The organism is Microbacterium sp. 5K110 (assembly GCF_005774735.1).
In the GTDB taxonomy this organism is placed as follows: Bacteria; Actinomycetota; Actinomycetes; order Actinomycetales; family Microbacteriaceae; genus Microbacterium.
In genome coordinates this window covers 49,395-72,146 of record NZ_VBUM01000001.1, presented here as the reverse complement: position 1 = coordinate 72,146, position 22,752 = coordinate 49,395, and the positions used below count along the sequence as shown (strand labels likewise).

22 protein-coding genes, 1 tRNA gene and 1 other RNA gene are annotated in these 22,752 nt (G+C 69.4%); 13 read left to right on the top strand and 11 right to left on the bottom strand.

What is annotated here, in order from left to right:
• Positions 1–7 precede the first annotated feature (7 nt).
• Both glnA and FE256_RS00365 read right to left on the bottom strand, forming a co-directional pair.
• The gene (gene glnA / locus FE256_RS00370; protein WP_138172273.1) at positions 8–1,348 is read right to left on the bottom strand and encodes a type I glutamate--ammonia ligase; all 1,341 of its coding nucleotides are present in this window, start codon (positions 1,346–1,348) and stop codon (positions 8–10) included.
• Between the two features lie 27 nt (positions 1,349–1,375).
• Positions 1,376–1,582, bottom strand: a complete 207-nt coding sequence (locus FE256_RS00365) for an SPOR domain-containing protein (RefSeq protein ID WP_138172272.1) — start codon at positions 1,580–1,582, stop codon at positions 1,376–1,378.
• A 98-nt stretch (positions 1,583–1,680) separates the two neighbouring features.
• Between FE256_RS00365 and ppgK the strand changes: the two genes are divergently transcribed.
• Together ppgK and FE256_RS00355 are read left to right on the top strand one after the other, a co-directional pair.
• Positions 1,681–2,466 carry a polyphosphate--glucose phosphotransferase gene (gene ppgK / locus FE256_RS00360; RefSeq protein ID WP_138172271.1) on the top strand — a complete coding sequence of 262 codons (786 nt, stop codon included), beginning with the start codon at positions 1,681–1,683 and terminating at the stop codon, positions 2,464–2,466.
• Positions 2,467–2,644: 178 nt separating this feature from the next.
• Entirely contained in the window at positions 2,645–3,007 is a 363-nt protein-coding gene (locus FE256_RS00355; protein ID WP_138172270.1) for a hypothetical protein, read from the top strand.
• Positions 3,008–3,119: 112 nt separating this feature from the next.
• Here the strand turns inward: FE256_RS00355 and rnpB are convergent.
• From rnpB to FE256_RS00340, 3 genes are all read right to left on the bottom strand, one after another.
• An RNA gene (gene rnpB, locus FE256_RS00350) (RNase P RNA component class A) lies at positions 3,120–3,479 on the bottom strand.
• Positions 3,480–3,507: 28 nt separating this feature from the next.
• Positions 3,508–5,220 (bottom strand): bifunctional 3'-5' exonuclease/DNA polymerase, encoded by a 1,713-nt coding sequence (locus tag FE256_RS00345; protein WP_138172269.1) that lies wholly within the window; start codon positions 5,218–5,220, stop codon positions 3,508–3,510.
• A 6-nt stretch (positions 5,221–5,226) separates the two neighbouring features.
• The gene (locus tag FE256_RS00340) at positions 5,227–5,955 is read right to left on the bottom strand and encodes a zinc ribbon domain-containing protein (RefSeq protein WP_138172268.1); all 729 of its coding nucleotides are present in this window, start codon (positions 5,953–5,955) and stop codon (positions 5,227–5,229) included.
• Positions 5,956–6,031: 76 nt separating this feature from the next.
• Here FE256_RS00340 and FE256_RS00335 point away from each other — a divergent pair, with 76 nt between their 5' ends.
• Both FE256_RS00335 and FE256_RS00330 read left to right on the top strand, forming a co-directional pair.
• Positions 6,032–6,355: a hypothetical protein gene (locus tag FE256_RS00335; RefSeq protein ID WP_171024122.1), complete on the top strand. Its 324-nt coding sequence runs from the start codon at positions 6,032–6,034 to the stop codon at positions 6,353–6,355.
• A 14-nt stretch (positions 6,356–6,369) separates the two neighbouring features.
• A tRNA-Val gene (locus FE256_RS00330) sits at positions 6,370–6,442 on the top strand.
• A 31-nt stretch (positions 6,443–6,473) separates the two neighbouring features.
• Here the strand turns inward: FE256_RS00330 and FE256_RS00325 are convergent.
• Positions 6,474–7,247 carry an SDR family oxidoreductase gene (locus tag FE256_RS00325; RefSeq protein WP_212743455.1) on the bottom strand — a complete coding sequence of 258 codons (774 nt, stop codon included), beginning with the start codon at positions 7,245–7,247 and terminating at the stop codon, positions 6,474–6,476.
• A 102-nt stretch (positions 7,248–7,349) separates the two neighbouring features.
• On the opposite strand from FE256_RS00325, the gene FE256_RS00320 reads away from it, so the two are divergent.
• Positions 7,350–8,174: a helix-turn-helix transcriptional regulator gene (locus tag FE256_RS00320; protein ID WP_138172265.1), complete on the top strand. Its 825-nt coding sequence runs from the start codon at positions 7,350–7,352 to the stop codon at positions 8,172–8,174.
• 32 nt (positions 8,175–8,206) lie between these two features.
• Here FE256_RS00320 and FE256_RS00315 read toward each other — a convergent pair whose 3' ends face one another.
• Positions 8,207–8,902 carry a DUF1345 domain-containing protein gene (locus FE256_RS00315; protein WP_138172264.1) on the bottom strand — a complete coding sequence of 232 codons (696 nt, stop codon included), beginning with the start codon at positions 8,900–8,902 and terminating at the stop codon, positions 8,207–8,209.
• Between the two features lie 234 nt (positions 8,903–9,136).
• On the opposite strand from FE256_RS00315, the gene aceE reads away from it, so the two are divergent.
• The 6 genes from aceE (at position 9,137) to FE256_RS00285 (ending at position 16,771) form a co-directional block, all read left to right on the top strand.
• Positions 9,137–11,863: a pyruvate dehydrogenase (acetyl-transferring), homodimeric type gene (gene aceE / locus FE256_RS00310; RefSeq protein ID WP_138172263.1), complete on the top strand. Its 2,727-nt coding sequence runs from the start codon at positions 9,137–9,139 to the stop codon at positions 11,861–11,863.
• An 88-nt stretch (positions 11,864–11,951) separates the two neighbouring features.
• Positions 11,952–13,139 (top strand): PucR family transcriptional regulator, encoded by a 1,188-nt coding sequence (locus FE256_RS00305; RefSeq protein WP_138172301.1) that lies wholly within the window; start codon positions 11,952–11,954, stop codon positions 13,137–13,139.
• 82 nt (positions 13,140–13,221) lie between these two features.
• A complete protein-coding gene (locus FE256_RS00300) occupies positions 13,222–14,142 on the top strand; it encodes an ACP S-malonyltransferase (protein WP_138172262.1) in 921 nt (306 codons plus the stop codon).
• Positions 14,139–15,143, top strand: coding sequence for a beta-ketoacyl-ACP synthase III (locus FE256_RS00295; RefSeq protein ID WP_138172261.1), 1,005 nt, complete (start codon positions 14,139–14,141; stop codon positions 15,141–15,143). The genes FE256_RS00300 and FE256_RS00295 overlap by 4 nt, the downstream gene beginning before the upstream one ends.
• A gap of 76 nt (positions 15,144–15,219) precedes the next feature.
• The gene (locus FE256_RS00290; RefSeq protein WP_128216336.1) at positions 15,220–15,468 is read left to right on the top strand and encodes an acyl carrier protein; all 249 of its coding nucleotides are present in this window, start codon (positions 15,220–15,222) and stop codon (positions 15,466–15,468) included.
• 64 nt (positions 15,469–15,532) lie between these two features.
• Entirely contained in the window at positions 15,533–16,771 is a 1,239-nt protein-coding gene (locus FE256_RS00285) for a beta-ketoacyl-[acyl-carrier-protein] synthase family protein (protein ID WP_138172260.1), read from the top strand.
• 145 nt (positions 16,772–16,916) lie between these two features.
• Here the strand turns inward: FE256_RS00285 and FE256_RS00280 are convergent, their stop codons facing one another.
• From FE256_RS00280 to FE256_RS00270, 3 genes are all read right to left on the bottom strand, one after another.
• Entirely contained in the window at positions 16,917–17,420 is a 504-nt protein-coding gene (locus FE256_RS00280; protein WP_138172259.1) for a DUF3145 domain-containing protein, read from the bottom strand.
• A 117-nt stretch (positions 17,421–17,537) separates the two neighbouring features.
• Positions 17,538–18,473 carry a hemagglutinin gene (locus tag FE256_RS00275; RefSeq protein ID WP_138172258.1) on the bottom strand — a complete coding sequence of 312 codons (936 nt, stop codon included), beginning with the start codon at positions 18,471–18,473 and terminating at the stop codon, positions 17,538–17,540.
• A 137-nt stretch (positions 18,474–18,610) separates the two neighbouring features.
• The gene (locus FE256_RS00270; RefSeq protein ID WP_138172257.1) at positions 18,611–18,937 is read right to left on the bottom strand and encodes a DUF7882 family protein; all 327 of its coding nucleotides are present in this window, start codon (positions 18,935–18,937) and stop codon (positions 18,611–18,613) included.
• Positions 18,938–19,203: 266 nt separating this feature from the next.
• Between FE256_RS00270 and FE256_RS00265 the strand changes: the two genes are divergently transcribed.
• Together FE256_RS00265 and FE256_RS00260 are read left to right on the top strand one after the other, a co-directional pair.
• Positions 19,204–20,607: a hemolysin family protein gene (locus FE256_RS00265; protein ID WP_138172256.1), complete on the top strand. Its 1,404-nt coding sequence runs from the start codon at positions 19,204–19,206 to the stop codon at positions 20,605–20,607.
• Positions 20,604–21,626, top strand: a complete 1,023-nt coding sequence (locus FE256_RS00260; RefSeq protein WP_138172255.1) for a CNNM domain-containing protein — start codon at positions 20,604–20,606, stop codon at positions 21,624–21,626. Before FE256_RS00265 ends, FE256_RS00260 begins: the two co-directional genes overlap by 4 nt.
• Positions 21,627–21,722: 96 nt before the next feature.
• On the opposite strand, the gene FE256_RS00255 is transcribed toward FE256_RS00260, so the two are convergent.
• Positions 21,723–22,652, bottom strand: coding sequence for a LysR family transcriptional regulator (locus FE256_RS00255; protein ID WP_138172254.1), 930 nt, complete (start codon positions 22,650–22,652; stop codon positions 21,723–21,725).
• Positions 22,653–22,752: the final 100 nt, after the last annotated feature.

The following is a 22,752-nucleotide window of genomic DNA, read 5'->3' as shown; positions in this document are numbered from 1 at the left end:
GGCCGGGTCAGAGCGCCTCGAGGTTGCTCTGCAGCTCGAAGGGGGTGACCTGTGCGCGGTACTGCTGCCACTCGCGGCGCTTGTTCAGCAGGACGTACTTGAAGACCTGCTCCCCCAGCGTCTCGGCGACGAGCTCGGACTCCTCGAGGTACTCGAGGGCGTGGTCGAGGCTCGCCGGCAGCGGCGCGTAGCCGAGGGCCCGACGCTCGGAGTCGGTGAGCGACCAGACGTTGTCCTCCGCCTCGGCGGGCAGCTCGTAACCTTCTTCGATGCCCTTCAGACCCGCCGCGAGCATGAGTGCGTACGAGAGGTACGGGTTGGCCGCGGAGTCAAGCGCGCGGTATTCGACCCGCGTCGACTGGCCCTTGTTGGGCTTGTAGAGCGGAACGCGGACGAGGGCCGAGCGGTTGTTGTGGCCCCAGCAGATGAAGCTCGGAGCCTCGTCGCCGCCCCACAGGCGCTTGTACGAGTTGACGAACTGGTTGGTCACGGCGGAGATCTCGTTCGCGTGACGCAGCAGACCCGCGATGAAGTGACGGCCCACCTTCGACAGCTGGTACTGGCCGCCCTCTTCGTAGAAGGCGTTCATGTCGCCCTCGAACAGGGACATGTGCGTGTGCATGCCGCTGCCGGGCTGGCCGCTGAGGGGCTTGGGCATGAACGTGGCGTAGACGCCCTGCTCGATCGCGACCTCTTTCACGACCGTGCGGAAGGTCATGATGTTGTCGGCGGTCGTCAGTGCGTCGGCGTAGCGGAGGTCGATCTCGTTCTGCCCGGGACCGCCCTCGTGGTGGCTGAACTCGACCGAGATGCCGAGGTCTTCGAGCATCCGCACCGAACGACGGCGGAAGTCGTGCGCCGTGCCGCCGGGGACGTTGTCGAAGTACCCGGCCGAGTCGACGGGCTCGGGACGCCCGTCGGGGCCCAGCTGCGACGACTTCAGCAGGTAGAACTCGATCTCGGGGTGCGTGTAGAACGTGAACCCGGCATCGGCGGCCTTCGCGAGCGTGCGCTTCAGGACATGCCGGGGGTCGGCGACCGCGGGCTGGCCGTCGGGCGTGGTGATGTCGCAGAACATGCGCGCCGTCGGGTCGATCTCGCCGCGCCACGGGAGGATCTGGAACGTCGTGGGGTCGGGGAGCGCCAGCAGGTCCGACTCGTACGAGCGCGTCAGGCCCTCGATCGCCGAACCGTCGAAGCCCAGGCCCTCGCTGAAGGCCCCCTCGACCTCGGCGGGTGCGATCGCCACCGACTTCAGGGTGCCGACCACGTCGGTGAACCACAGCCGTACGAACTTCACGCCGCGTTCTTCGATCGTCCGCAAGACGAAATCGCGCTGCTTGTCCATCGTTCTCCTCGTCTCGGTCCGGAAGGGTCAGCGGCCGGAGCCGGAGCCCCAGTCGGAGTCGCGCGCGTCCTCTTCGGACCACTTCTTCGAGCGCTCCTGCATGATCTGGGGCGCGCGAGCGGCTTCTTCCGCGGTGTCGAACGGGCCCGCGCGGTCGATCGCCGGCGACTCGTACCCCTGCTCGACCTCACCGGTCTCGAGGTTGTACCAGTACTTCTGATTCTCGTCGCTCACGATCGCTCCTTGCGTAGGTCTCGCTCCGCAGCGGACTTCTGGCGGGCGCTCTCCCGATCCTACTGATCCAGACCCCGCGCCTGGATAGGCTGGGGGGCATGGCAACGAATGCGTCGCGTGCGGTCGGAGTGGACATCGGCGGAACCGGGATCAAGGCGGGAATCGTCGACCTGGATGCCGGCGAGCTGATCGGCGATCGGGTGAAGGTCTCCACCCCCCAGGGCGCGGAGCCCGCCGACGTGCTGAATACCGTCCGCGAGGTCCTCGAGAAGCTGGAGGCCCCGGAGGATCTGCCGCTCGGCGTCGCGTTCCCCGCGATCGTGAAGAACGGTCGCACCCTGTCCGCCGCGAACGTGTCGAAGTCATGGATCGGTTTCGAGGCCGAGAAGTTCTTCGAGGACGGCCTGTCCCGTGACATCCACTTCGCCAACGACGCCGACGTCGCCGGGATCGCCGAGGTGCGGTACGGGGCCGCGAAGGGCGTGAACGGCCTGGTGATCCTCACCACGCTCGGCACGGGCATCGGGTCGGCGATGATCTACGACGGCGTCCTGATCCCCAACAGCGAGCTCGGTCACCTGCAGCGCGCCGAGCACAAGAGGGATGCCGAAGGCTACGCGGCCTACTCGGCGATGGAGCGCGACGAGCTTTCGTGGGAGAAGTGGGCGAAGCGTCTGCAGTGGTACTACGACTACGTCGAGTTCCTCTTCAGCCCTGACCTGATCGTCGTCGGCGGCGGGGTGTCGAAGCACGCCGACGAGTTCCTGCCGATGCTGAAGCTCCGCGCCCCCATCGTCCCCGCGAAGCACCGCAACAACGCGGGCATCATCGGCGCGGCATCGCTCGCGGTCCCGGTGCCGGAGGCGCTGCCCGCGGTGAAGTAACCCGCACCCTTCGTGCCCACCTGGGTTTCGATCGTTCCGCCGTCGTCGGAGGGCTGGTCGTGCTGTGGGCGGCGCTGATCGCGCGGGTACCTACTGACACGTCGCAAGAGACAGATCCTTCCGACGAATCCTGTCTCCGAACATGCTGGGCGAGTCAATGCACTCGTACGATCAGCGTATGGGCGTCCGCGATGGGAAGCTGATCACAAAACGAACCGCGCCGAGCCTGATCGTCGGGACCTCGATCATGGCTGTGTGCGCAGTCGCGGCCGTTGTGCTGATCTGGTCCGTTGCCGTGCCGACGGGACCGGATGTATGCGTCCTCACCTACCCCGGGCCACGAAACTGCTTCGTCAGCGATCGGCTTGATGCGGCCGTTGTATCGACGGTAGTACTGGCGTTGACACTTGCTGTTGCGCTTATCGCGTCCGTCACGCTGTCTCGTCGGTGGTCATGGGTGGTCGGACCGGGAATTGCGCTGGTGTTCTTGGCTGGTGCCGTTGCGTTCCTAGCGGTTGCGTGGATTCCCGCCTGGGCGTGACGTCACGGTAGAGGGCCAGCCGAGGAACGCGACTGCGCTCTCCGGCTGGCCCTCTGCTGGGGTTCCGCGTCTCGTAGGCCAGGTACCAACTGTGGCCAAACACAATGGAGGGCGAATGGGCCGGCCTGTACGCCGGGTTCTGTCCGGGGGCCGAAGCCCCGTGGACGGTCATCTCTCTCGGCGACACGTTGCCGTGCCGCTCCAGCGGCCTACCCGGGGACTCGGCGAGCCGCGTCGTCATCCCCTGTCTGGCCTTGCTCCGGACGAGGTTTACCTTGCGGGTCGTGTCACCACGACCCCGGTGGTCTCTTACACCACCCTTTCACCCTTACCCGCTCGAGGCGGGCGGTCTGCTCTCTGTGGCACTGTCTCGCGGATTGCTCCGGGTGGGCGTTACCCACCGTCCTGCCCTGTGGAGCCCGGACGTTCCTCGGCACGGGCGAACCCGTGACGCGACCGTCCAGCCGACCCATTCGCATGATCGAGTCTACGCGGGCGGCTCAGCCCTTCTCGGCCGTCTCGCCGATCCGTAGGTCGAGGGGGAAGTCGATCGGGAACGTGCCGAATAGAAGACGACCGGCGGATGCCGCGGACTCCCGCACCGCGCCGGCCACGGCCTCCGCGTGCTCGATAGGGGTATGCACGACGATCTCGTCGTGGAGGAAGAACGCCAGGTGCGGCACGCGCGAGAACGCCGGCCCTGAAGCGGGCGCCGCGCGGGTGGCATCCACGGGGTCCAGCGCGGTCAGGCGTGTGCGCAGGTCGGCCAGCCACGCCAGGGCCCACTCCGCGGCGGTGCCCTGCACGACGAAGTTGCGGGTGAAGCGGCCGCGGTCGCGTGCGGCGCGTCGGGCCCGCGTCTCATCGGCGCCCGAGGCTTCGGCGTCGCTCGCCTGCGATTGCAAAGCGCGCCAGATGTCCCCCGCCCCCGGGGAGCTGCGACCGAGCCAGGTCTGCACGCGGCCACCCTCTTCACCGACGCGGGCCGCGTCATCCACGAGTCCCATCGCGCGCGGGAACGTGCGCCGCAGTCGCGGCACGAGTCGCCCGCTCTCGCCGGTGGTCGCGCCGTACATGGCGCCGAGCATCGCGATCTTGGCCTCGGCGCGCGTGGCGACCGCTCCGGCATCCACGATCCCGGCGTAGAGATCGCGACCGGATGCCGCCTCGGCCAGCGCCGTGTCGCGTGCCATTGCCGCGAGCACGCGCGGTTCGAGCTGCGCGACGTCGGCTGTGACGAGTGTCCAGCCCGGGTCGGCGCGGACGGCGGTGCGCAGCTGCCGCGGGATCTGCAGCGCTCCCCCGCCCGACGACGCCCAGCGTCCGGTCACGACGCCCGCGGGGACGTAGACCGGGCGGAAGCGTCCGTCGTGCACCCACTCGGCCATCCACGCCCAGCCGTTCGCGGTGTACAGGCGCATGAGCTTCTTGTACGCGATGAGCGGGGCGACGACGGGGTGGTCGTGCTCGGCGAGCTCCCAGCGGTTGGTCGACTCGACGAGAAGTCCCGCACGGTGGAGTGCCCGCAGCAGGCGCGGCTGCGAGTCGAGCGAGACGCTCGGATCGTCCAGCGCCGCGCGTACCTCTGCGGCCGCGTGCTCGATGCGGGTGGGGAGGCCTCCGGCGACGCGCGATCCGAGCTGATCCTCGAGCAACCGGGCGTGGGCCGCGACGTTCCAGGGCAGTCCCGCGGCGTGCAGCTCGGCGGCGATGAGGGCACCGGCGGACTCCGCGGCTCCGAGGAGCCGCAGGGCGCCGGGCGTCGCCGCCGACGCGATCGCGGCACGCTGGCGCCGGTACTCGGATGCCGCGGCCTCGACATCGTCGGGAGGCCCGTCCGTGCTGCCGTCCAGCGAGAACAGGACGTCGGTGTCATCGCGGGGGACGGCGGTGGCATCCCATTCCGGGTGTGAGCGGAGGTCGTGGTCGTCGCCGACGCTTGCGGCGTCCCGCAGCAGGGCGTGCACGAGTCGCAGGTCCCAGGCACGAGCCACGCGCACTCCCGCCGCCAGTAACGGCGCGTACCAGTGGGGCGTATCGCTCCACACCCATCGCACGTCGTCGACGGCCTCACGGTCGCGGATCGCCGCGGGCAGGTCGTCGCGCGTGACAGTGACCGTGCGGACGACGGTGCCCGCGGCATCCAGGTCGCCGAGGGCGATGGATCCGGATGCCGTGCGCCCGACGACGACCTCAGCCGACGAGGGCGCCAGGGTGGCTCACCGCGATTCTTCGGTGCGGACGAGGATCGCTCCGCACTCGGGGCAGAACACGACCTCGTCGGTCTGCGCGCGGCGGACCACGGCGAGATCGCTCGGGGGAAGCACCATGCGGCACGCTTCGCACGCGCCGGCGAGAAGCAGACCGGCCCCGGTGCCGCGCGCGGCGAGACGCTCGTAGAGGCCGAGAAGGTCGGCGGGGACGGCGCCGGCGACGGCGTCGCGATCGCGGCGGGCAGCCTCGAGTCGGTCGGTGGCCTCGGAGACGACGCGCTTGGCCTCGGCGCTGAGCTCGGCGCCCTGCGCGTTCGTCTCGGCGATGAGCGCCTCTTGCTCGGCGACGGCGGCATCGGCGGCCTCGAGCTGCTCCATCAGGGCGATCTCGGCGTCTTCGAGGTCGCTCTTGCGGCGCGCGAGCGAGGTCAATTCGGCCTCGAAGCCCTGCGCCTGCTTGGCGTTGGTGGCCGCGGCCAGACGCTCGGAGTCGCGCTTCACGCGGGCGTCGACGACGGCGACATCGGACTCGACCCGGGACAGCTCGACCTTGAGGTCGTCGCGGACGTTGGCGCGCGACGCCAGCTCCTGCGCCAGCGTCGAACGCTGCGCGATCAGCTCGCGCACCTGCGCGGCCTGCGGCGGGTTGCCCTTGACGTGCTCGTCACGCCGGATGCGGGCGTCCAGGTCGGCGAGATCGAGGAGTTTGCGCTGGTCGGCGGGGTCGGCGTTCACGGAGTCCACGCTACCCCGGGGGTGGGACACCGGTGGTGCGGATAGCGTGGACGTTCCCCGTGGAGAGGACACCCGCGTGAATCCGCTCGCAGCGCTGATCGGTCTCATCTTCGTCGCGATGGGCGTTCTCGCCTACACCGGCCGATGGAAGGGCTGGATCCGGTTCCGACGCGGGTTCGGGAGCACCATCGGATTCGCCTGGTTCTGGATGGGTGTCGCCTTCACCGTGGCATCCGTCGCTCTTGCGGTTTCTTCGCTCCGACCGTTGTTCTTCGTCCTGATCGTGGTCGCCGGGGTGTTTCTCGTGGTCGCGGCGATCGCGATGTTCTGGCTCCCCCGCTCGCTCCTACCGTCGTGGTTCCTCGAGCTTCGCGATGGCTCGGGCCACCGACCTCGATAGACTCGAGGCATCCAGGGCCTTTAGCTCAGCTGGTAGAGCGCCACGTTTACACCGTGGATGTCGTCGGTTCGATCCCGGCAGGGCCCACCGTTCCCGTTCCACGTCGAGGGCGCACGGCTCAGCGCTGTCGGGTGGGCCGGACGATGATCTCGTTCACGTCGACATCGACCGGCTGTTCGATCGCGAAGTTCACGGCTCGAGCGATGGCATCGGGTGAGATGGCCGCCGCGCGGTAGTCGACCATGAGGTCGGCCGCCTGAGGGTCCGTGATGTGATCCGCGAGTTCGGTCTCGACGACACCGGGTGAGATCGTCGTGACGCGGATGTAAGGGGCCGACTCCTGCCGAAGTCCCTCGGTGAGTGCCCATGCCGCGTATTTCGTGGCGGAGTAGATCGCCGAGGTCCCGACTACCTCGTGAGCTCCGATCGACGCGATCGTGACCACGTGCCCCGACCCCTGTGTGCGGAAGTGTGGCAGCACTCCGGCGATCCCGTTGTAGAGCCCGCGCACGTTGACGTCGAACATGCGGTCCCATTCGTCGACGAGCAGTGCATCCATGCGCGAGAGCAGCATGACACCGGCGTTGCCGACGAGCACGTCGAGGCTGCCGTGGGTTGCGACGACGTCGGCGATCAGCGCCGCGAACGCATCCCGGTCGGTCACGTCCAGCGCGCGCGCCTCCGCGGCGTGGCCCTCGCGAGACAGCTCGTCGGCGATTCTCTCCAGCCGCTCCGTTCGTCGCGCGGTGAGGATCACACGGTGCCCCTCGGCGGCGAGGCGGCGAGAGATCCCCTCACCGATGCCGCTGCTCGCGCCCGTGACGAGCACGACTTTCGACGTGGCGGTCTTCGTTGCGGATGTGGTGACGTTGTGTGCGGTGTTTCCTGTCATGGCCACGAGCCTCCGCCGGTGTCCCACCGGCGGAGAAGGCCGCAGCGAGCCTGGGAGCACCGCACCCTGCCTGCGCGTCAACACCATTCGTACAATCGCGGTATGCCCGACAACCGACTCGGCGAGTACCTCACCGCACGCCGTGGGCAGCTGCGTCCCGAGGCGATCGGCTTCGCCACGCACGGCCGTCGGCGAGTCCCCGGCCTGCGCCGGGAGGAGATCGCCACGTTGGCCGGCCTCAGCGTCGACTACTACACCCGACTGGAGCAGGGGCGCGAACGCCGCCCCTCGTTGCAGGTCGTGGAGACCCTCAGCAGGGCTCTGCGGCTTGACGACGATGCACGGCTGCACCTGCTCCGCGTCGCCGGTCTGATCCCCGTGGCGAGTCCCGGCATCGACCAGGAGCGCGTCGCGCCCGAGCTGCTGAGCCTGATGGAGATGTGGCCGGTCAACCCCGCGATCGTGCTGGGAAGGGCCTACGACGTGCTCGCCGGCAATCGCCTCGCCTACGCCCTGTTCGAGGGCTTCCACTACGGACCGAATCTGCTCGCGAAGCTCTTCCTCGATCCGGCCGCGCGCACCTTCTACGTCGACTGGTCCGACGCGGCCGCGAATACGGTCGCAGGTTTCCGGGTTCTTCACGGCGCCGCACCGAGCGACCCGCGCGTCGTCGAGGTCCTGAACACCCTGGTGACACGCAGCCCCGAGTTCGCCGACCTCTGGAGTCTCCACGACGCGCGCGGAAAGCGACTCGAGACCAAGAGGTTCCGGCACTCCCAGGTGGGAGAGCTGACTTTGCACATGAACGCCTTCGACGTGAAGGCTGCGCCAGGGCAAGAGCTCGTCGTCTACTCGGCGACGCCGGGCTCCGAGTCGGCAGACGCTCTCACTCTGCTCGGGACGCTCACCGCTACTCCGGCGAGCTGAGCGCCGCGACGCGGCGATGTCGGATCGCGGGGTCAGCTCAGGACGTTCACGCTCCGCGCGATCACCAGCGCCAGCAGCACGAACCCGGTGATCGCCTGCACCATCATGAACAGCTTCGCGCGGATGCTCAGGGGCATCACGTCGGTGGGGCTGAAGGCCATCGCGTTGGATGCCGAGAAGTACAGGTAGTCGATGTAGCCGGGCGCCCAGTCCTCGACGTCGGAAGAACGACGGGCGATCTCGCTCACGGCGTCGCGGTCCGAGTCCTGCGGGAACTGGAAGTCCGCCGGCGGCAGCTGGTCGCGGGGGTCGCGCCGACGGACGACGGGTCCGCCGCGGTCCATCTCCCAATAGACGACGGCGTAGCCGATGACGTTGATCGCCCAGACCTGCGCGGCTCCGAGCAGCACGACCGCTCCCCCGCTCTGTCCGTCGAGCAGCTGTTGCACGAGCAGGAAGAAGGTCACCTGGTTGGCCGCGAGAAGCACGGCGACGAATCCGAGCGCGAACGCGCGTCCCACCCACGTCTCGCGGTTCAACCGGCGGGGGTTGGTGATGACCATGGGGATCGCGCAGAGGATGCTCGCGCCCACCACGACGTAGCGGAGCACTCCCGAGACATCGCTGGGCAGGACCGCGTAGAGAATCGTCCCCAGACCGAGCGAGATCAGCACCGGCCACCGGTGCTCGGGGCGGGTGCGGAAGTCCGCTCGGTCGCTCGACGTCACGCGCTCAGGCTAGACCCGTGACCCTTTCCATCCGTCGTGACGCGGCAGGAACGGGGTGGATGCCTCGACACCGAGGCATCCGTGTTCGTTCCGACGTGCTCGTGCCGACGTGGGCACCCGTGGCGGTCCCGACTGGGTAGGCTGGACGATGGTGAATTGTGCGGAGCAGACAAGGGTTGCCGCACACGTATGGCGATTCTCTGGCATGACCTGCCAGACGACGAAAGGTCTTCCGTGACTGTTCACGACCAGGATCCGTATTCGCAGGGGCCGCAGGACAGCGACCCGGAAGAGACCTCTGAATGGCAGGAATCCCTGCGTCAGCTGGTCCAGGCGAAGGGCCCCGCACGCGGGCGCGAGATCATGCTGAGCCTGCTCAAGGGCTCGAAGGATCTGCACCTCGGTGTTCCGATGGTGCCGACCACCGACTACATCAACACCATCGCGCAGTCCAACGAGCCCGAGTTCCCGGGTGACGAGGAACTCGAGCGCCGGTACCGCAAGTGGATCCGCTGGAACGCCGCGGTCACCGTGCACCGTGCGCAGCGCCCCGGCATCGGCGTCGGCGGTCACATCTCGACGTACGCGTCGTCGGCCGCTCTGTACGAGGTCGGCTTCAACCACTTCTTCCGCGGTCTCGACGACCCGTCCGGGGGCGACCAGATCTTCATCCAGGGCCACGCCTCCCCCGGCACGTACGCGCGCGCCTACCTCGAGGGTCGCCTCACCGAGGCGCAGCTCGACGGCTTCCGCCAGGAGAAGTCGGCCGCGCCGAACGGCCTGCCGTCGTACCCGCACCCGCGCCTGATGCCGGAGTTCTGGCAGTTCCCGACGGTGTCGATGGGTCTCGGTCCGATCAACGCCATCTACCAGGCGATGTCGAACAAGTACCTCAGCAACCGCGGCATCAAGGACGTCGCCGACTCGCACGTCTGGGCCTACCTCGGCGACGGCGAGATGGACGAGGTCGAGAGCCGCGGACAGCTCCAGGTCGCAGCCAACGAGGGCCTGGACAACCTGACGTTCATCGTCAACTGCAACCTCCAGCGCCTCGACGGGCCGGTGCGCGGCAACGGCAAGATCATCCAGGAGCTCGAGAGCTTCTTCCGCGGCGCCGGCTGGAACGTCATCAAGGTCGTCTGGGGTCGCGAGTGGGACGACCTGCTCGCCCGCGACACCGAGGGTGCGCTGCTGAACCTCATGAACAGCACCCCCGACGGTGACTACCAGACGTACAAGGCCGAGAACGGCGCGTACGTCCGTGAGCACTTCTTCGGTCGCGACCCCCGCGCCCTCGAGCTCGTCAAGGACTACACCGACGAGCAGATCTGGGGCCTCAAGCGCGGTGGCCACGACTACCGCAAGGTGTTCGCGGCGTTCAAGGCGGCCAAGGAGCACAAGGGCCAGCCGACCGTCATCCTCGCCAAGACCATCAAGGGCTACGGCCTCGGTCCGCACTTCGAGGGCCGCAACGCGACCCACCAGATGAAGAAGCTGACGCTGGACGACCTCAAGGCCTTCCGCGACGCGATGGACATTCCGGTCACGGACGCGCAGCTGGAAGAGAACCCCTACCAGCCGCCGTACTACAACCCCGGTCCGCAGGATGAGACCATCACCTACATGCTCGAGCGTCGTCGTTCGCTCGGCGGCTTCCTTCCAGAACGTCGCGCGACCCACGTCGGTCTCGAGCTGCCCGATGACCAGGCCTACGCGCTGCCCAAGAAGGGTTCGGGCACGCAGGAGATCGCGACGACCATGGCGTTCGTCCGTCTGCTCAAGGACCTGCTGCGGGTCAAGGGCTTCGGCCACCGCATCGTCCCGATCATCCCCGACGAGGCGCGCACGTTCGGCATGGACGCGTACTTCCCGACGGCGAAGATCTACAACCCCAAGGGTCAGCACTACACCTCGGTCGACCGCGAGCTCCTCCTGGCCTACAAGGAGAGCCCCCAGGGTCAGATCATCCACGTCGGCATCAACGAGGCGGGCGCCCTCGCGGCGTTCACCGCGGCGGGCACGTCGTACGCCACGCACGGCGAGCCGCTGATTCCGGTCTACGTCTTCTACTCGATGTTCGGCTTCCAGCGCACGGGCGACGCCCAGTGGGCGGCGGGCGACCAGATGGCGCGTGGCTTCATCATCGGCGCGACGGCCGGCCGCACCACCCTGACCGGTGAGGGCCTGCAGCACGCCGACGGACACTCGCAGCTGCTGGCATCCACCAACCCGGCGACGGTGTCGTACGACCCCGCCTACGGCTACGAGATCGCCCACATCGTGCGTTCGGGCATCGAGCGCATGTACGGCGGAGAGCACCCCGACCCGAACGTCATGTACTACATGACCGTCTACAACGAGCCGCTGGTGCAGCCCGCCGAGCCCGAGGATGTCGACGTGGACGGCATCGTCCGCGGCATCCACCGTGTGTCGGTCGGCGAGGGCGAGGGTCCCCGTGCCCAGCTCCTCGCGTCGGGTGTCGGTGTGCCGTGGGCGTTCGAGGCCCAGCGTCTGCTGAAGGACGACTGGGGCGTCGTCGCCGACGTGTGGTCGGTCACGTCGTGGAGCGAACTGCGCCGCGACGGTCTCGCCGCCGACGAGCACAACTTCCTCCACCCCGAGTCCGAGCCCCGCACCGCGTACCTCACCGAGAAGCTTCGGGATGCCGAGGGCCCGGTCGTCGCGGTCAGCGACTGGATGCACGCCGTCCAGGACCAGATCCGTCAGTGGGTTCCGCAGCGCTACCTGTCGCTCGGTGCCGACGGGTTCGGGTTCTCCGACACCCGTGCCGCCGCGCGCCGGTTCTTCAAGATCGACGGTCCGTCGCTCGTGGTGCGTACGCTCCAGGGGCTCGCGGACGAGGGCAAGGTCGACCGTTCGGTGATCGCCCAGGCCATCGAGAAGTACCGCCTGCACGACGTCAACGCCGGCACGAGCGGGAACGCCGGCGGCGAGGCCTGATCGCGTGACCGATCGCGCGGCCGTCGACGGTTCGGGAGGGAGCGGGGCCACCGCTTCCTCCCGGGCCGCGGACGAGAAAGCCGAGACCCTGGCGTGGTTGCGCCGGATCTCGGGCGACCTCGCCACCGCGACGATCCAGCGGCTCGAAGAGACGCTGCCCTGGTACGCCGAGATGCCCCCGGCGCGCCGGTCCGCTGTCGGACTGGTCGCGCAGGCGGGCATCACGTCGTTCCTGCAGTGGTTCGAAGAACCCGCGTCCACCCCGGCGATCGCCGCCGACATCTTCGCCGCCGCACCCCGTGAGCTGCTGCGGAGCGTCAGCCTGACGCAGACGCTGCAGCTCGTGCGCGTCACCGTCGAGGTCATGGAGGAGCGGGTCGCCGGCCGGAGCGAACGCGTCCGCGAGGCGATGCTGTCGTACTCGCGCGAAGTGGCGTTCGCCGCCGCCGACGTCTACGCCCGCGCCGCCGAGGCCCGCGGCCTGTGGGACGCCCGCCTCGAAGCGCTCGTCGTGGACTCGATCCTCACGGGCGAGGCCGATGACGAACTGCCCAGCCGCATCGCGGCCCTGGGCTGGCACGGCCACGGTGAGGTCGCGGTGCTCGTGGGCACCACTCCCCCTCAGCTCGACGTCGACCACGTGCGTCGCACCTCGCGCAAGCTCGGTGTGGACGTGCTGATCGGTGTACAGGGTTCGCGTCTGGTGCTCGTCATCGGTCGGGCAGATCTGCCCGTGCGCGGGCGCGAGGACACGACCGAGCTGCCGTTCACCGAGATCGCCAAGCGACTGGAGCCCGGCTTCGGGGCCGGGCATCTCGTGCTCGGACCCGCCGTCGCCGCTCTCGTCGACGCGGGCCAGAGCGCCCGCGCGGCCCTCGCCGGGTTCGCCGTCGCCCGGGCCTGGCGGAACGCTCCGCGTCCGGTCGAAGCCGACGACCTGCTCCCGGAGCGGGCGCTGGCCGGCGACGCGGTGGCCAAGCAGACGCTCGTCGAGCGCGTGTACCGTCCGCTCCAGGCGCACAGCGCCGACCTCGTCGCGACGCTCTGGAGCTATCTCGACAACGGCCGTTCGCTCGAGGCGACGGCCCGCGAACTGTACGTGCACCCGAACACCGTGCGGTACCGCCTCAAGCGCGTGTCCGAGGTGATCGGGTGGGATGCCACGGGCCCGCGCGAGGCGCTCATCCTGCAGACCGCCCTCATCCTCGGCTCCATGGGGACGGATGCCACGCGACGCCGTGGCACGGCCGCCCGGCGCACCTCGAACCTGCGCTGATGCACGGCGCGCACAAAGACACGCCGATTTCTTGTGCCGATATCTCCAGAAGCCGACGGCGGATCCTTGACAGGATGGGACGGTGATCATCGCCGTCTTCCCCGGGCAGGGTTCTCAGACCCCCGGGTTCCTCTCGCCCTGGCTCGAGATCGACGGGACGCGTGAGCGTCTGGCCGCCGCTTCCGAGCACGCGGGCGTCGACCTCCTCGCCGCCGGGACGGAGTGGGATGCCGACCGCATCCGCGACACCAGCGTCGCTCAACCACTCATCGTGGCGGCGAGTCTCCTCTCCTGGAGCGTCCTGCGTGACCGCGCCGGGCAGGGCGCCGACGGCGTTGCGGGCCACTCGGTGGGCGAGTTCGCCGCCCTCGCGGCATCCGGTGTCCTGTCGGACGCGGACGCGCTCCGGCTCGTCGGGATCCGCGGACGTGCGATGGCCGACGCGGCCGCCACCGTCGAGACGGGCATGAGCGCCGTCGTCGGCGGAGACGAGCAGGCCGTGCTCGAGCGCCTCGATGCGCTGGGCCTGACCCCCGCCAACTACAACGGCGGCGGGCAGATCGTCGCGGCCGGCGAGCTGCCGGCCCTGGCCGAGCTGGCCGCCGAGGCGCCGCGCGGAACCCGCGTGATCCCGCTGCAGGTCGCGGGCGCCTTCCACACGCGCTTCATGGAGCCCGCGGTCGAGACCCTTCGTGCCGCAGCCGCCGATGTGTCGGCATCCGCCCCCACCACGACGCTGTGGACGAACTCCGACGGCACCGTGGTCGACGACGCGCGCCGTGCCGTCGACCTGGTCGTTGCCCAGGTCGCCTCGCCCGTCCGCTGGGACCGCTGCATGGCGTCGTTCGCCGAGCAGGGCGTCACAGGCATCATCGAACTCGCGCCCGCCGGCGCCCTCACGGGGCTGGCGAAGCGCGCGCTGCGCGGGACCCCCACCGTCGCAGTCAAGACCCCGGACGACCTCGATGCGGCCGTCGCACTCCTGAAGGGAGAGCAGGCATGAGCACCCCCACCCTCCGTCAGCTGCAGGGACCGGCGCACACGCGCATCTACGCGTACGGCGCGGCTCGCGGTGAGAACTACGTCCCCAACGACGATCTCGTCGGCCCGATCGACTCGAGCGACGAGTGGATCCGTCAGCGCACGGGCATCGTCACGCGCGTCCGCGCGAACGCCGAGACGGATGCCATCGACCTCGCGTCCGACGCCGCCCGCGAGGCCGTCGAGAAGTCCGGCGTCGCCCCCTCGGACATCGATGCCGTGATCGTCGCGACGATCAGCAACCCGAAGCAGACGCCGTCGGCCTCGGCGATCGTGGCGGACCGGATCGGGGCCAACCCCGCCGCGGCCTACGACGTCAACGCCGCGTGCGCGGGCTTCGCGTACGGCGTCGCTCAGGCCGACGCGCTCATCCGCGGCGGACTCGCGACGCACGTCGTCGTCGTCGGCGCCGAGAAGCTCAGCGACGTCGTCGACTCGACCGACCGGAGCATCTCGTTCCTCCTCGGCGACGGCGCCGGCGCGGTCGTCATCGGCCCGAGCGACACTCCCGGCATCGGTCCCACGATCTGGGGCTCGGACGGGTCGAAGGCCGACGCGGTGGGCATGAACCACACGCTCACGGAGTTCCGCGACGGCGTGGCCCCGTGGCCGACGCTGCGTCAAGAAGGACCCACCGTGTTCCGGTGGGCGGTGTGGGAGATGGTCAAGGTCGCCCGACAGGCCATCGAGGCCGCCGGCATCCAGCCCTCCGACCTCGCCGCGTTCGTGCCCCACCAGGCCAACATGCGCATCATCGACGAGTTCGCCAAGCAGCTCGGACTCCCCGAGACGGTGGTGATCGGACGCGACATCGAGACGACCGGCAACACCTCGGCGGCCTCGATCCCGCTCGCGACGCACCGGCTGCTCGAGGAGCACCCCGAGCTCAGCGGGGGCCTGGCCCTCCAGATCGGGTTCGGCGCCGGACTCGTGTTCGGCGCGCAGGTCGTCGTCCTCCCCTGACGCGCGAGCGTCGAACCCTAGACTTATCGGGGCTCGGGACGACTCCCCGGGTCCGCCCCCAACAACAGGAGAAATCATGGCATTCACCAACGACGAGGTTCTCGCCGGCCTTGCCGAGCTCATCACCGACGAGACGGGCATCTCGGCCGATGAGGTCGCGCTCGAGAAGTCCTTCACCGATGACCTCGACATCGACTCGATCTCGATGATGACGATCGTCGTCAACGCCGAGGAGAAGTTCGGCGTCACCATCCCCGACGACGAGGTCAAGAACCTCAAGACCGTCGGCGACGCTGTCACCTACATCTCGTCGAACCAGTCCTGACCCTCCCGGTGGGGGCTGCGGCCCCCACCGGTCACGACCCCTCGGCCGCACCAAGGATCACACCATGAGCACACCCCGCATCGTCGTCACCGGTATCGGTGCCACCTCGCCCATCGGCGGGACGGCTCCCGAGAGCTGGTCCGCCCTGCTGTCCGGTGCGTCCGGCGCGCGCACTCTCGAGCACGAATGGGTCGAGAAGTACGAACTGCCCGTCACGTTCGCTGCCGAGGCGCTCGTGCGGCCCGAGACCGTCCTCGACCGCCCGATCGCCAAGCGCCTCGACCCGTCGTCGCAGCTGGCGATGGTCGCGGCGAAGGAAGCGTGGGAGGACGCGGGAGCGCCCGACATCGATCCCGACCGTCTCGGCGTCGACTTCGCCACCGGAATCGGCGGCGTGTGGACTCTCCTCGACGCGTGGGACACCCTGCGTGAGAAGGGCCCGCGCCGCGTCATGCCGATGACGGTGCCGATGCTGATGCCCAACGCGGCGGCCGGCAACCTGTCGCTGCACTTCAACGCCCGCGCCTTCGCGCGGACTGTGGCCTCGGCGTGCGCGTCGAGCACCGAGTCGATCGTCAACGCGGTGCAGCACATCCGTGACGGCCTCGCCGACATCGTGATCGCCGGTGGTACCGAGTCGGCGATCCACCCGATCACGATCGCGTCCTTCGCCTCGATGCAGGCGCTGTCCAAGCGCAACGACTCTCCCGAGACGGCATCGCGTCCCGCCAGCATCGACCGCGACGGCTTCGTCATGGGCGAGGGTGCCGGCGTGCTGATCCTCGAGACCGAGGAGCACGCGAAGGCACGCGGCGCCAAGATCTACGCCGTCATCGCCGGTGGCGGCGTCACTGCCGATTCGTACCACATCACGGCCAACGACCCCGAGGGCCGGGGCGCGGCACGTGCCGTGCGCATGGCGCTCGAGATGGCCGGGGCCTCCCCCGACGACGTCAGCCACATCAACGCCCACGCAACGTCGACGCCCGTCGGCGACCCGAACGAGTATCAGGCGCTGCGGGCCGTGTTCGGCGCGCGGGTCGACGAGATCCCGGTCTCGGCGACGAAGGCCTCCACGGGTCACCTTCTCGGCGGCACGGGTGCCCTCGAGGCCATCTTCACGGTGCTGGCGCTGCGTGACCGCGTCGCGCCGCCCACGATCAACCTCACCGAGCAGGACCCCGAGGTGCCGTTCGCGATCTCGGGCTCGCCGGTCGAGCTCGGCTCGGGCGACCAGCTGGCCATCAGCAACTCGTTCGGCTTCGGCGGCCACAACGCCGTCGTCGCGATCGCCTCAGTCTGATCACTGCCGAACGCCCCCGGCATCCCCCGACTGCTGCGGGGATGACGGGGGCGTTCGGTCTTTCATCGAGCGAGGGATACGCGGTCCCGGTGCCGGGAGGTACTCACCGGCCTCCGGTAATGGCGCCTCCCCCACTCGACATCTCTCAGCCGACCTTGTGCAACCAGACGACGTGCTGGTCGTCACCGGCGTGGCGGAAGGGCTCGAGCTCCTCGTCCCAGGCGGACCCGAGGGCGACGTCGAGCTCGCGCTGCAGTTCGAAGGCATCGCCCGCGGCGACCTCGAGGGCATAGCGCACACGGTCTTCACCGATCACGACGTTTCCCGCGGCATCCGTCTGGGCGTAGTGGATGCCGAGACCCGGCGTGTGCATCCAGCGCCCGCCGTCGCTGCGCGGCGTGGGATCCTCGCTCACCTCGAAGCGCAAGTGCTCCCACCCGCGGATGGCACTGGCGAGCGCGGCTCCGGAACCGACCGGGCCCTCCCAGTAGAACTCCGCCCGCCGGCTGCCCGTGAGGACCGGCTGCTCGGACCAGTCGAAGTTGACCGCACGGCCGAGGGCGCGTCCTACTGCCCACTCGAGGTGGGGGCACAACGCGCGCGGCGCCGAGTGGATGAGGATCACTCCGCGCGAAGACGTGGTCGCCATGGTCTCTCCTTCGTCAGGTACGTCTTCCCCTACGACCTGCGCGAGAGCGGTGGCGGCTGTTCGGTTGTCTCGGTCATTATCGCCCGAAGATAACGAAATCACAACACTGTGATCCGGTCAGGCGAACCAGAGCTTCCAGTAGAGCGCGAAATTCCGGTTGCCGTACGAGGAGCACGCGTCTCCGCTCCCCCAGCGGGCGTCGATCGCCGCAGCGTTCGGCTGGTACGGCGTGTAGTTGTACAGGGCCGCCGTGGCGTGGTTCCGGATCTCGATGTCGGTGCCCCCGCACGCGGGGTCGGGCGAGTAGGCGATGTAGTGCGTGCCGGGCTGCCGCATGAAGTCCGAGGCGCGGTAAGCCGCGAGGTCGGTGGCACCCTGCGCCATCTGGGCGGCGAATCCCGCGCGACCCGGGTCGCACGGCGCATCGTCGGGGCAGCGCGCGCCCATCGCCGCGCCGAGCGCCTCGGCCGACGGCGCGCGGGCGATCCGACCCGACACGAGGCTCTGCTCCTTCTGCAGCGTCACCAGCAGCACCTTCGCGGAGATCCCGCACGCGCGCTGCACGCGGTCGATGATCTCGGCCGCGGTGAACTCGCCTCCATCGTACGCGTCGCAGACCGTCTCGCCGGTGTCCTCCGACACGATCGCTTCCCGCGGGGGCAGAGTGCTGCGCAGGACATTCAGACAGGAGTCCGTCGCGCAGTCCCCGATCTGGTCGTCGAGGAAGCGTTGGACCTGTTCGGCATCCATCGCCGTGCCGTCGTAGAAGGCGGCATCGTCGATGAGGGATCCGGGATCGAAGTCGGCCAGATCGATCGAGGCGCGCTTGGTCTCGGTGTTCCACACGGTGTTCCAGCCGGACACGAGGTGCACGAGCGGGACCGCCGCGGCGACGACGAGGCCGAGCACGACGACGGCGAGGATGCCGGCCGTCCACCGTCGACGGTGCAGCACACGGCGCCGCGCCGCGCTCGGGCGCCGGGGAACGCCGCGGCGCGCGGGCCGGCTTCGTGGTGCGGCGCGGCGGCGCGTCGGGCCTGCCTGTCTCGCCATGGTTCGATCGTGCCGCACCGCGCCGAACGTGTGCGGGACGCGGCCCGCGCGGCGCGACGGACGGACAGGAGATTCCCGGTCAATGGCCGCTCGGGCGCGCGGCATCCGGTGGGGTCTCGCGGGTCGGCCAGCCCGGATCAGCGGACGTGACGGACCGGCGCGGCGGGCGCCGCGGCGATCCCCGAACCGGAGAGCGTGAGACCGTCGGAGCCGCTGGCGTCGTGCATCATCTGATCGACGAGTTCGCGGTCGATGGCGGGCTCACGACCGCCATAGAACTGCAGCACGAGGGCGTTCGAGGCATGGATCCACAGACTCGCCTGCCGCACCCCCTCGTTCACGGGCACCTGGAGCATGAAGCCCTCGTTGCGTCGAAGCTTGTTCATGATCACGATGCGCAAGTGCGCGAGCACGCGGTCGTCGATGTCGAACGTCGCACGGTCGCGGTAGATGAGGCGTCCCACGGCTGGTCCTTTTCTGGCGCGCCGAAGCGTACCTGTCGAGCAAAGGGCGGGACCACGCCGGGAAGCGAGGCAATGCGGGGACCCTCATTCTGCCATCTCGTTGGTGCCTGTCGCTCGCCACAGCACATTCAAAGCCGGTGCCGATAATCTCTGTCGAACCACTCTGACGACCCACGAGAGAGAACACCCGTGAGCCCTCACCGAACCTCTACCGACCAGGAGGGCCGATCTTCGAGCCCCCTCGTTTCGAGAGGGGGTGAAATCGGATGCTGACAGCGGTCCTGACGCTGTTGCTGGGTGTGGTCATCACGCTGGCGATCATCGCGGCCTGCGGCTTCTTCGTCGCCCAGGAGTTCGCGTACATGTCCGTCGACCGGGCGAAGCTGTCGGCCCGCGCCGAGAAGGGCGATGCGCAGGCCAAACGCGTGCTCGCGATCACGCAGCGCACGTCGTTCATGCTCTCGGGAGCCCAGCTGGGCATCACCGTGACCGGCCTGCTGATCGGCTACGTCGCGGAGCCCTTGATCGGCGCGTCGATCGGCACGCTGCTCGGCGGTGTCGGGGTCGATCCGGCGGTTTCCATCGTCATCGGTACCGTCGGTGCGCTGCTGCTCGCCACGATCGTGACGATGATCTTCGGCGAGCTGTACCCGAAGAACCTGGCCATCGCGAACCCCGAGCCGCTCGCCCGAGCACTTGCCGTTCCCACGCGGATCTACCTGCTCGCGTTCGGCTGGCTCATCACGGTGTTCGACGTCGCCGCGAACGCACTCCTGCGTCTCGTACGCATCGAGCCGCTCGAGGACGTCGACGAGAGCGCGACCGCGCGCGATCTCGAGGCGATCGTCGAGGAATCCCGCGCCAGCGGCGATCTGCCTGACGACCTCTCGATGATCATCGACCGCATCCTCGATTTCCCGCAGCGCGACGTCGAGCACGCCATGATCCCCCGCTCGCAGGTCGGCTCGGTGCGACCGGACACGACCGTCGGCGAGGTGCGTGCGCTTATGGCGACCGGCCACACGCGGTACCCGGTGATCGGGGAAGAGGACTCCCCCGTCGGCGTCGTCGAGCTCATCGACGTGCTGCGCGAGCAGCCGCATCCGGACGCGCCCGTCTCATCGGTGATGCGCCCCGCCGTGGTCCTGCCGACCTCGATGCTCCTGCCCGTCGCGCTCGACCGCATGCGGCACAGCCGCAACGAACTGGCGTGCGTGGTCGACGAGTACGGCAACTTCGACGGCATCCTGACCATCGAAGACCTCACCGAAGAGGTCATCGGCGAGCTCTCGGACGAACACGACACCGAGGTCGACGAAGTCGCCGCGGTGGGCGATGCGGCGTGGACGCTCCCCGGCGACCTGCACCTCGATGAACTCGAACGCCTCATCGGCCACGACCTGGCGACCTCCGACATCGAGACCGCCGCCGGTCTTGTCATCGACGCCCGCGGCGACCTGCCCGCGGTTGGCGACATCGTCCGCATCGACGTGCCCGAGCGGGCCGGCGAGGTCGTCCAGGGTCTCCACTTCGAGCGCTGGCTCGAGGTCGAAGTGACCGAGATCGACCGGCACGTGCCCTCGCAACTCGTCGTGCGTCTGCACGAGGTCGACCGGGATGCCGAGCCGGCCTCACCGGTGGATGCGGTGGACGAGGAGGTGACCCGATGAGCTGGTGGGTCGTCACGCTGATCACGGCCGCGCTCATCGTCGCGAGCGCCTTCTTCGTCATCGTCGAGTTCGCCCTCCTCGCCGCGCGACGGCACCGGCTCGAGGAGGAGGCCGCGACGAGCGCTTCCGCTCGGGCCGCACTGCGCGGCGTCAACGAGCTGACCGTCATGCTCGCGTTCGCCCAGCTGGGCATCACGGCGTGCACCTTCCTGCTCGGTGCCATCACGAAGCCGGCGATCGACTACGCGCTCGCTCCCGTGTTCGAGACGTGGGGACTCCCCTATGTCCTCGCGGACGTCATCGCGTTCATGCTCGCGCTCATCGTGGTGACGTTCCTGCACCTGGTGATCGGAGAGATGGCCCCCAAGTCGTGGGCGATCGCGCACCCCGAGACCGCGGCGAAGGCGACCGGCATCCTGGCCCGGGCACTGACGTGGCCGCTGCGGCCCTTCCTGCTGTGGATCAATCGCATCGCGAACCGCCTCGTGCGGGCGTCGGGCGTCGAGCCGGTGGAGAAGGCCGCCGCCGGTGGTCAGGACGCCGACACCATCCGTGAGCTGGTCGCGCACTCGCGCCGTGCCGGAACCCTCGACGAGCAGTACTCGGCTCCGATCGCGCAGGCGATCGAGCTGAGCACGCTGACGGTCGGCGAGATCGTGCGCGGCGACCGGACCCCCACCTCGGTGCCCGAGGACGCCACCGCGGCCGACGTGCAGGCCGTGGCCGCGTCGTCGACGCACTTGCGGGTCCTCGTGGGCACGGGCCCGACATCGCGTGTGGCGCACGTGCGCGACACCCTCGAGGTCGATCCGTCGACCCCGGCGCGCGAGATCGCGCGGGACCCGCTCGTGCTCGCTCCGGGCGACTCGGCCTACGACGCCCTCGCCCGGATGCGCCGCCGCCGCGTGCAGCTGGCCACGGTGGTCGACGGAGCGCACCTGGTCGGCGTCGTGACGCTCGACGACCTGCTGAAGCAGATCCTGCCGGGCCCGGGCGAGCTCGCCGACGCGGCGAGCTGATTCCTTCGGGCCGTGTACTTCCGTTCGGGGCGCGACTCCTGCGCCCCGAACGGCGGCTCGCGCCCCGAACGCGCGATGACCGCGGGGCTCCGGTTCTCACCCGATGAGGACGTCGCTGCCGGGGTCGTCGCCGTCGGCGAAGGAGCGGATGGCCGCCTCGAGCTCGGCGAGGAACCACCGGCGTGCGCCCGTGGGGTGCAGCGCCGGGTTGGCGAAGAGGCGCACGTGGAAGCCCTCGACGAGGTCACCAAGGGGGCGTGCGGACAGCGGCCATCGCGCCGAGAAGAGAGCGGCCACTCGCCTCGGGACGATCGCCGCGCCCTTGGACCGCAGCAGCGTCTCGGGGAGCGTGGAAAAGTGGTGCACCCGCAGGACGGACGCGGGGGTGACACCTGCATCATCGAGGGCTCGCCCCACGCGATCGTGGCCCGCCGAGGTGTCTATCAGTGCCAGCCGGAGCGGTGACAGGTCCTCCGCCGCGAGCGGGACGCCCCGCAGCGACTCGGGCCACTGCGCGACGCAGACGTAGGTCTCGGCGAAGAGTTCCACGGTCGCGGTGCGTCCCGTCGGCGCGGCGCTGCTGACGGCGGCATCCACTTCTCCGCTGGCGATCCACCGATCGACCGCGTCGACATCGACCGGGACGACGTCGAGGCTCACCCCCGGGGCGTCGCGCGCGAGTCGCTCCATGAGCACGGGGAGGTAGGCGAATTCACCCATGTCGGTCAGCGCGACGCGGAAGCGTGTGCGGGCGGTGGCGGGATCGAAGTCTCGGCCGGCGACCACGTCGTCGATGCCGTCGATGGCGGGGCGGGCGACGGCGTACAGCTGTTCGGCGCGGGCGGTGGGTTCCATTCCGGCCGACGACCGCACGAACAGGGCATCGCCGAGGTCGCGACGCAGACGCCCGAGCGCGTAGCTCACCGAGGGCTGGGTGACGTTGAGCACGCCGGCCGCGAGCGTGAGACTGCGCCGTTCGTAGATGGCGACGAAAGTGCGCAGCAGGTCGAGATCGACGGATGCCATGGCGGAGTCCTCTCGCGGAGCAACCGCGCTCCATAGAGGGATTCTATGCGGATCATGCGAACCCTCGTCTGGACGTGGGGTGTATCGGCGCCTTGAATGG

Excerpts from the sequence above, each read along its gene's own strand:
- glnA (WP_138172273.1), bottom strand. The coding sequence starts at position 1,348 with ATGGACAAGCAGCGCGATTTCGTCTTGCGGACGATCGAAGAACGCGGC.
- ppgK (WP_138172271.1), top strand. The coding sequence starts at position 1,681 with ATGGCAACGAATGCGTCGCGTGCGGTCGGAGTGGACATCGGCGGAACC.
- FE256_RS00355 (WP_138172270.1), top strand. The coding sequence starts at position 2,645 with ATGGGCGTCCGCGATGGGAAGCTGATCACAAAACGAACCGCGCCGAGC.
- FE256_RS00325 (WP_212743455.1), bottom strand. The coding sequence starts at position 7,247 with ATGACAGGAAACACCGCACACAACGTCACCACATCCGCAACGAAGACC.
- FE256_RS00320 (WP_138172265.1), top strand. The coding sequence starts at position 7,350 with ATGCCCGACAACCGACTCGGCGAGTACCTCACCGCACGCCGTGGGCAG.
- FE256_RS00295 (WP_138172261.1), top strand. The coding sequence starts at position 14,139 with ATGAGCACCCCCACCCTCCGTCAGCTGCAGGGACCGGCGCACACGCGC.
- FE256_RS00290 (WP_128216336.1), top strand. The coding sequence starts at position 15,220 with ATGGCATTCACCAACGACGAGGTTCTCGCCGGCCTTGCCGAGCTCATC.
- FE256_RS00285 (WP_138172260.1), top strand. The coding sequence starts at position 15,533 with ATGAGCACACCCCGCATCGTCGTCACCGGTATCGGTGCCACCTCGCCC.
- FE256_RS00280 (WP_138172259.1), bottom strand. The coding sequence starts at position 17,420 with ATGGCGACCACGTCTTCGCGCGGAGTGATCCTCATCCACTCGGCGCCG.
- FE256_RS00275 (WP_138172258.1), bottom strand. The coding sequence starts at position 18,473 with ATGGCGAGACAGGCAGGCCCGACGCGCCGCCGCGCCGCACCACGAAGC.
- FE256_RS00265 (WP_138172256.1), top strand. The coding sequence starts at position 19,204 with ATGCTGACAGCGGTCCTGACGCTGTTGCTGGGTGTGGTCATCACGCTG.
- FE256_RS00260 (WP_138172255.1), top strand. The coding sequence starts at position 20,604 with ATGAGCTGGTGGGTCGTCACGCTGATCACGGCCGCGCTCATCGTCGCG.
- FE256_RS00255 (WP_138172254.1), bottom strand. The coding sequence starts at position 22,652 with ATGGCATCCGTCGATCTCGACCTGCTGCGCACTTTCGTCGCCATCTAC.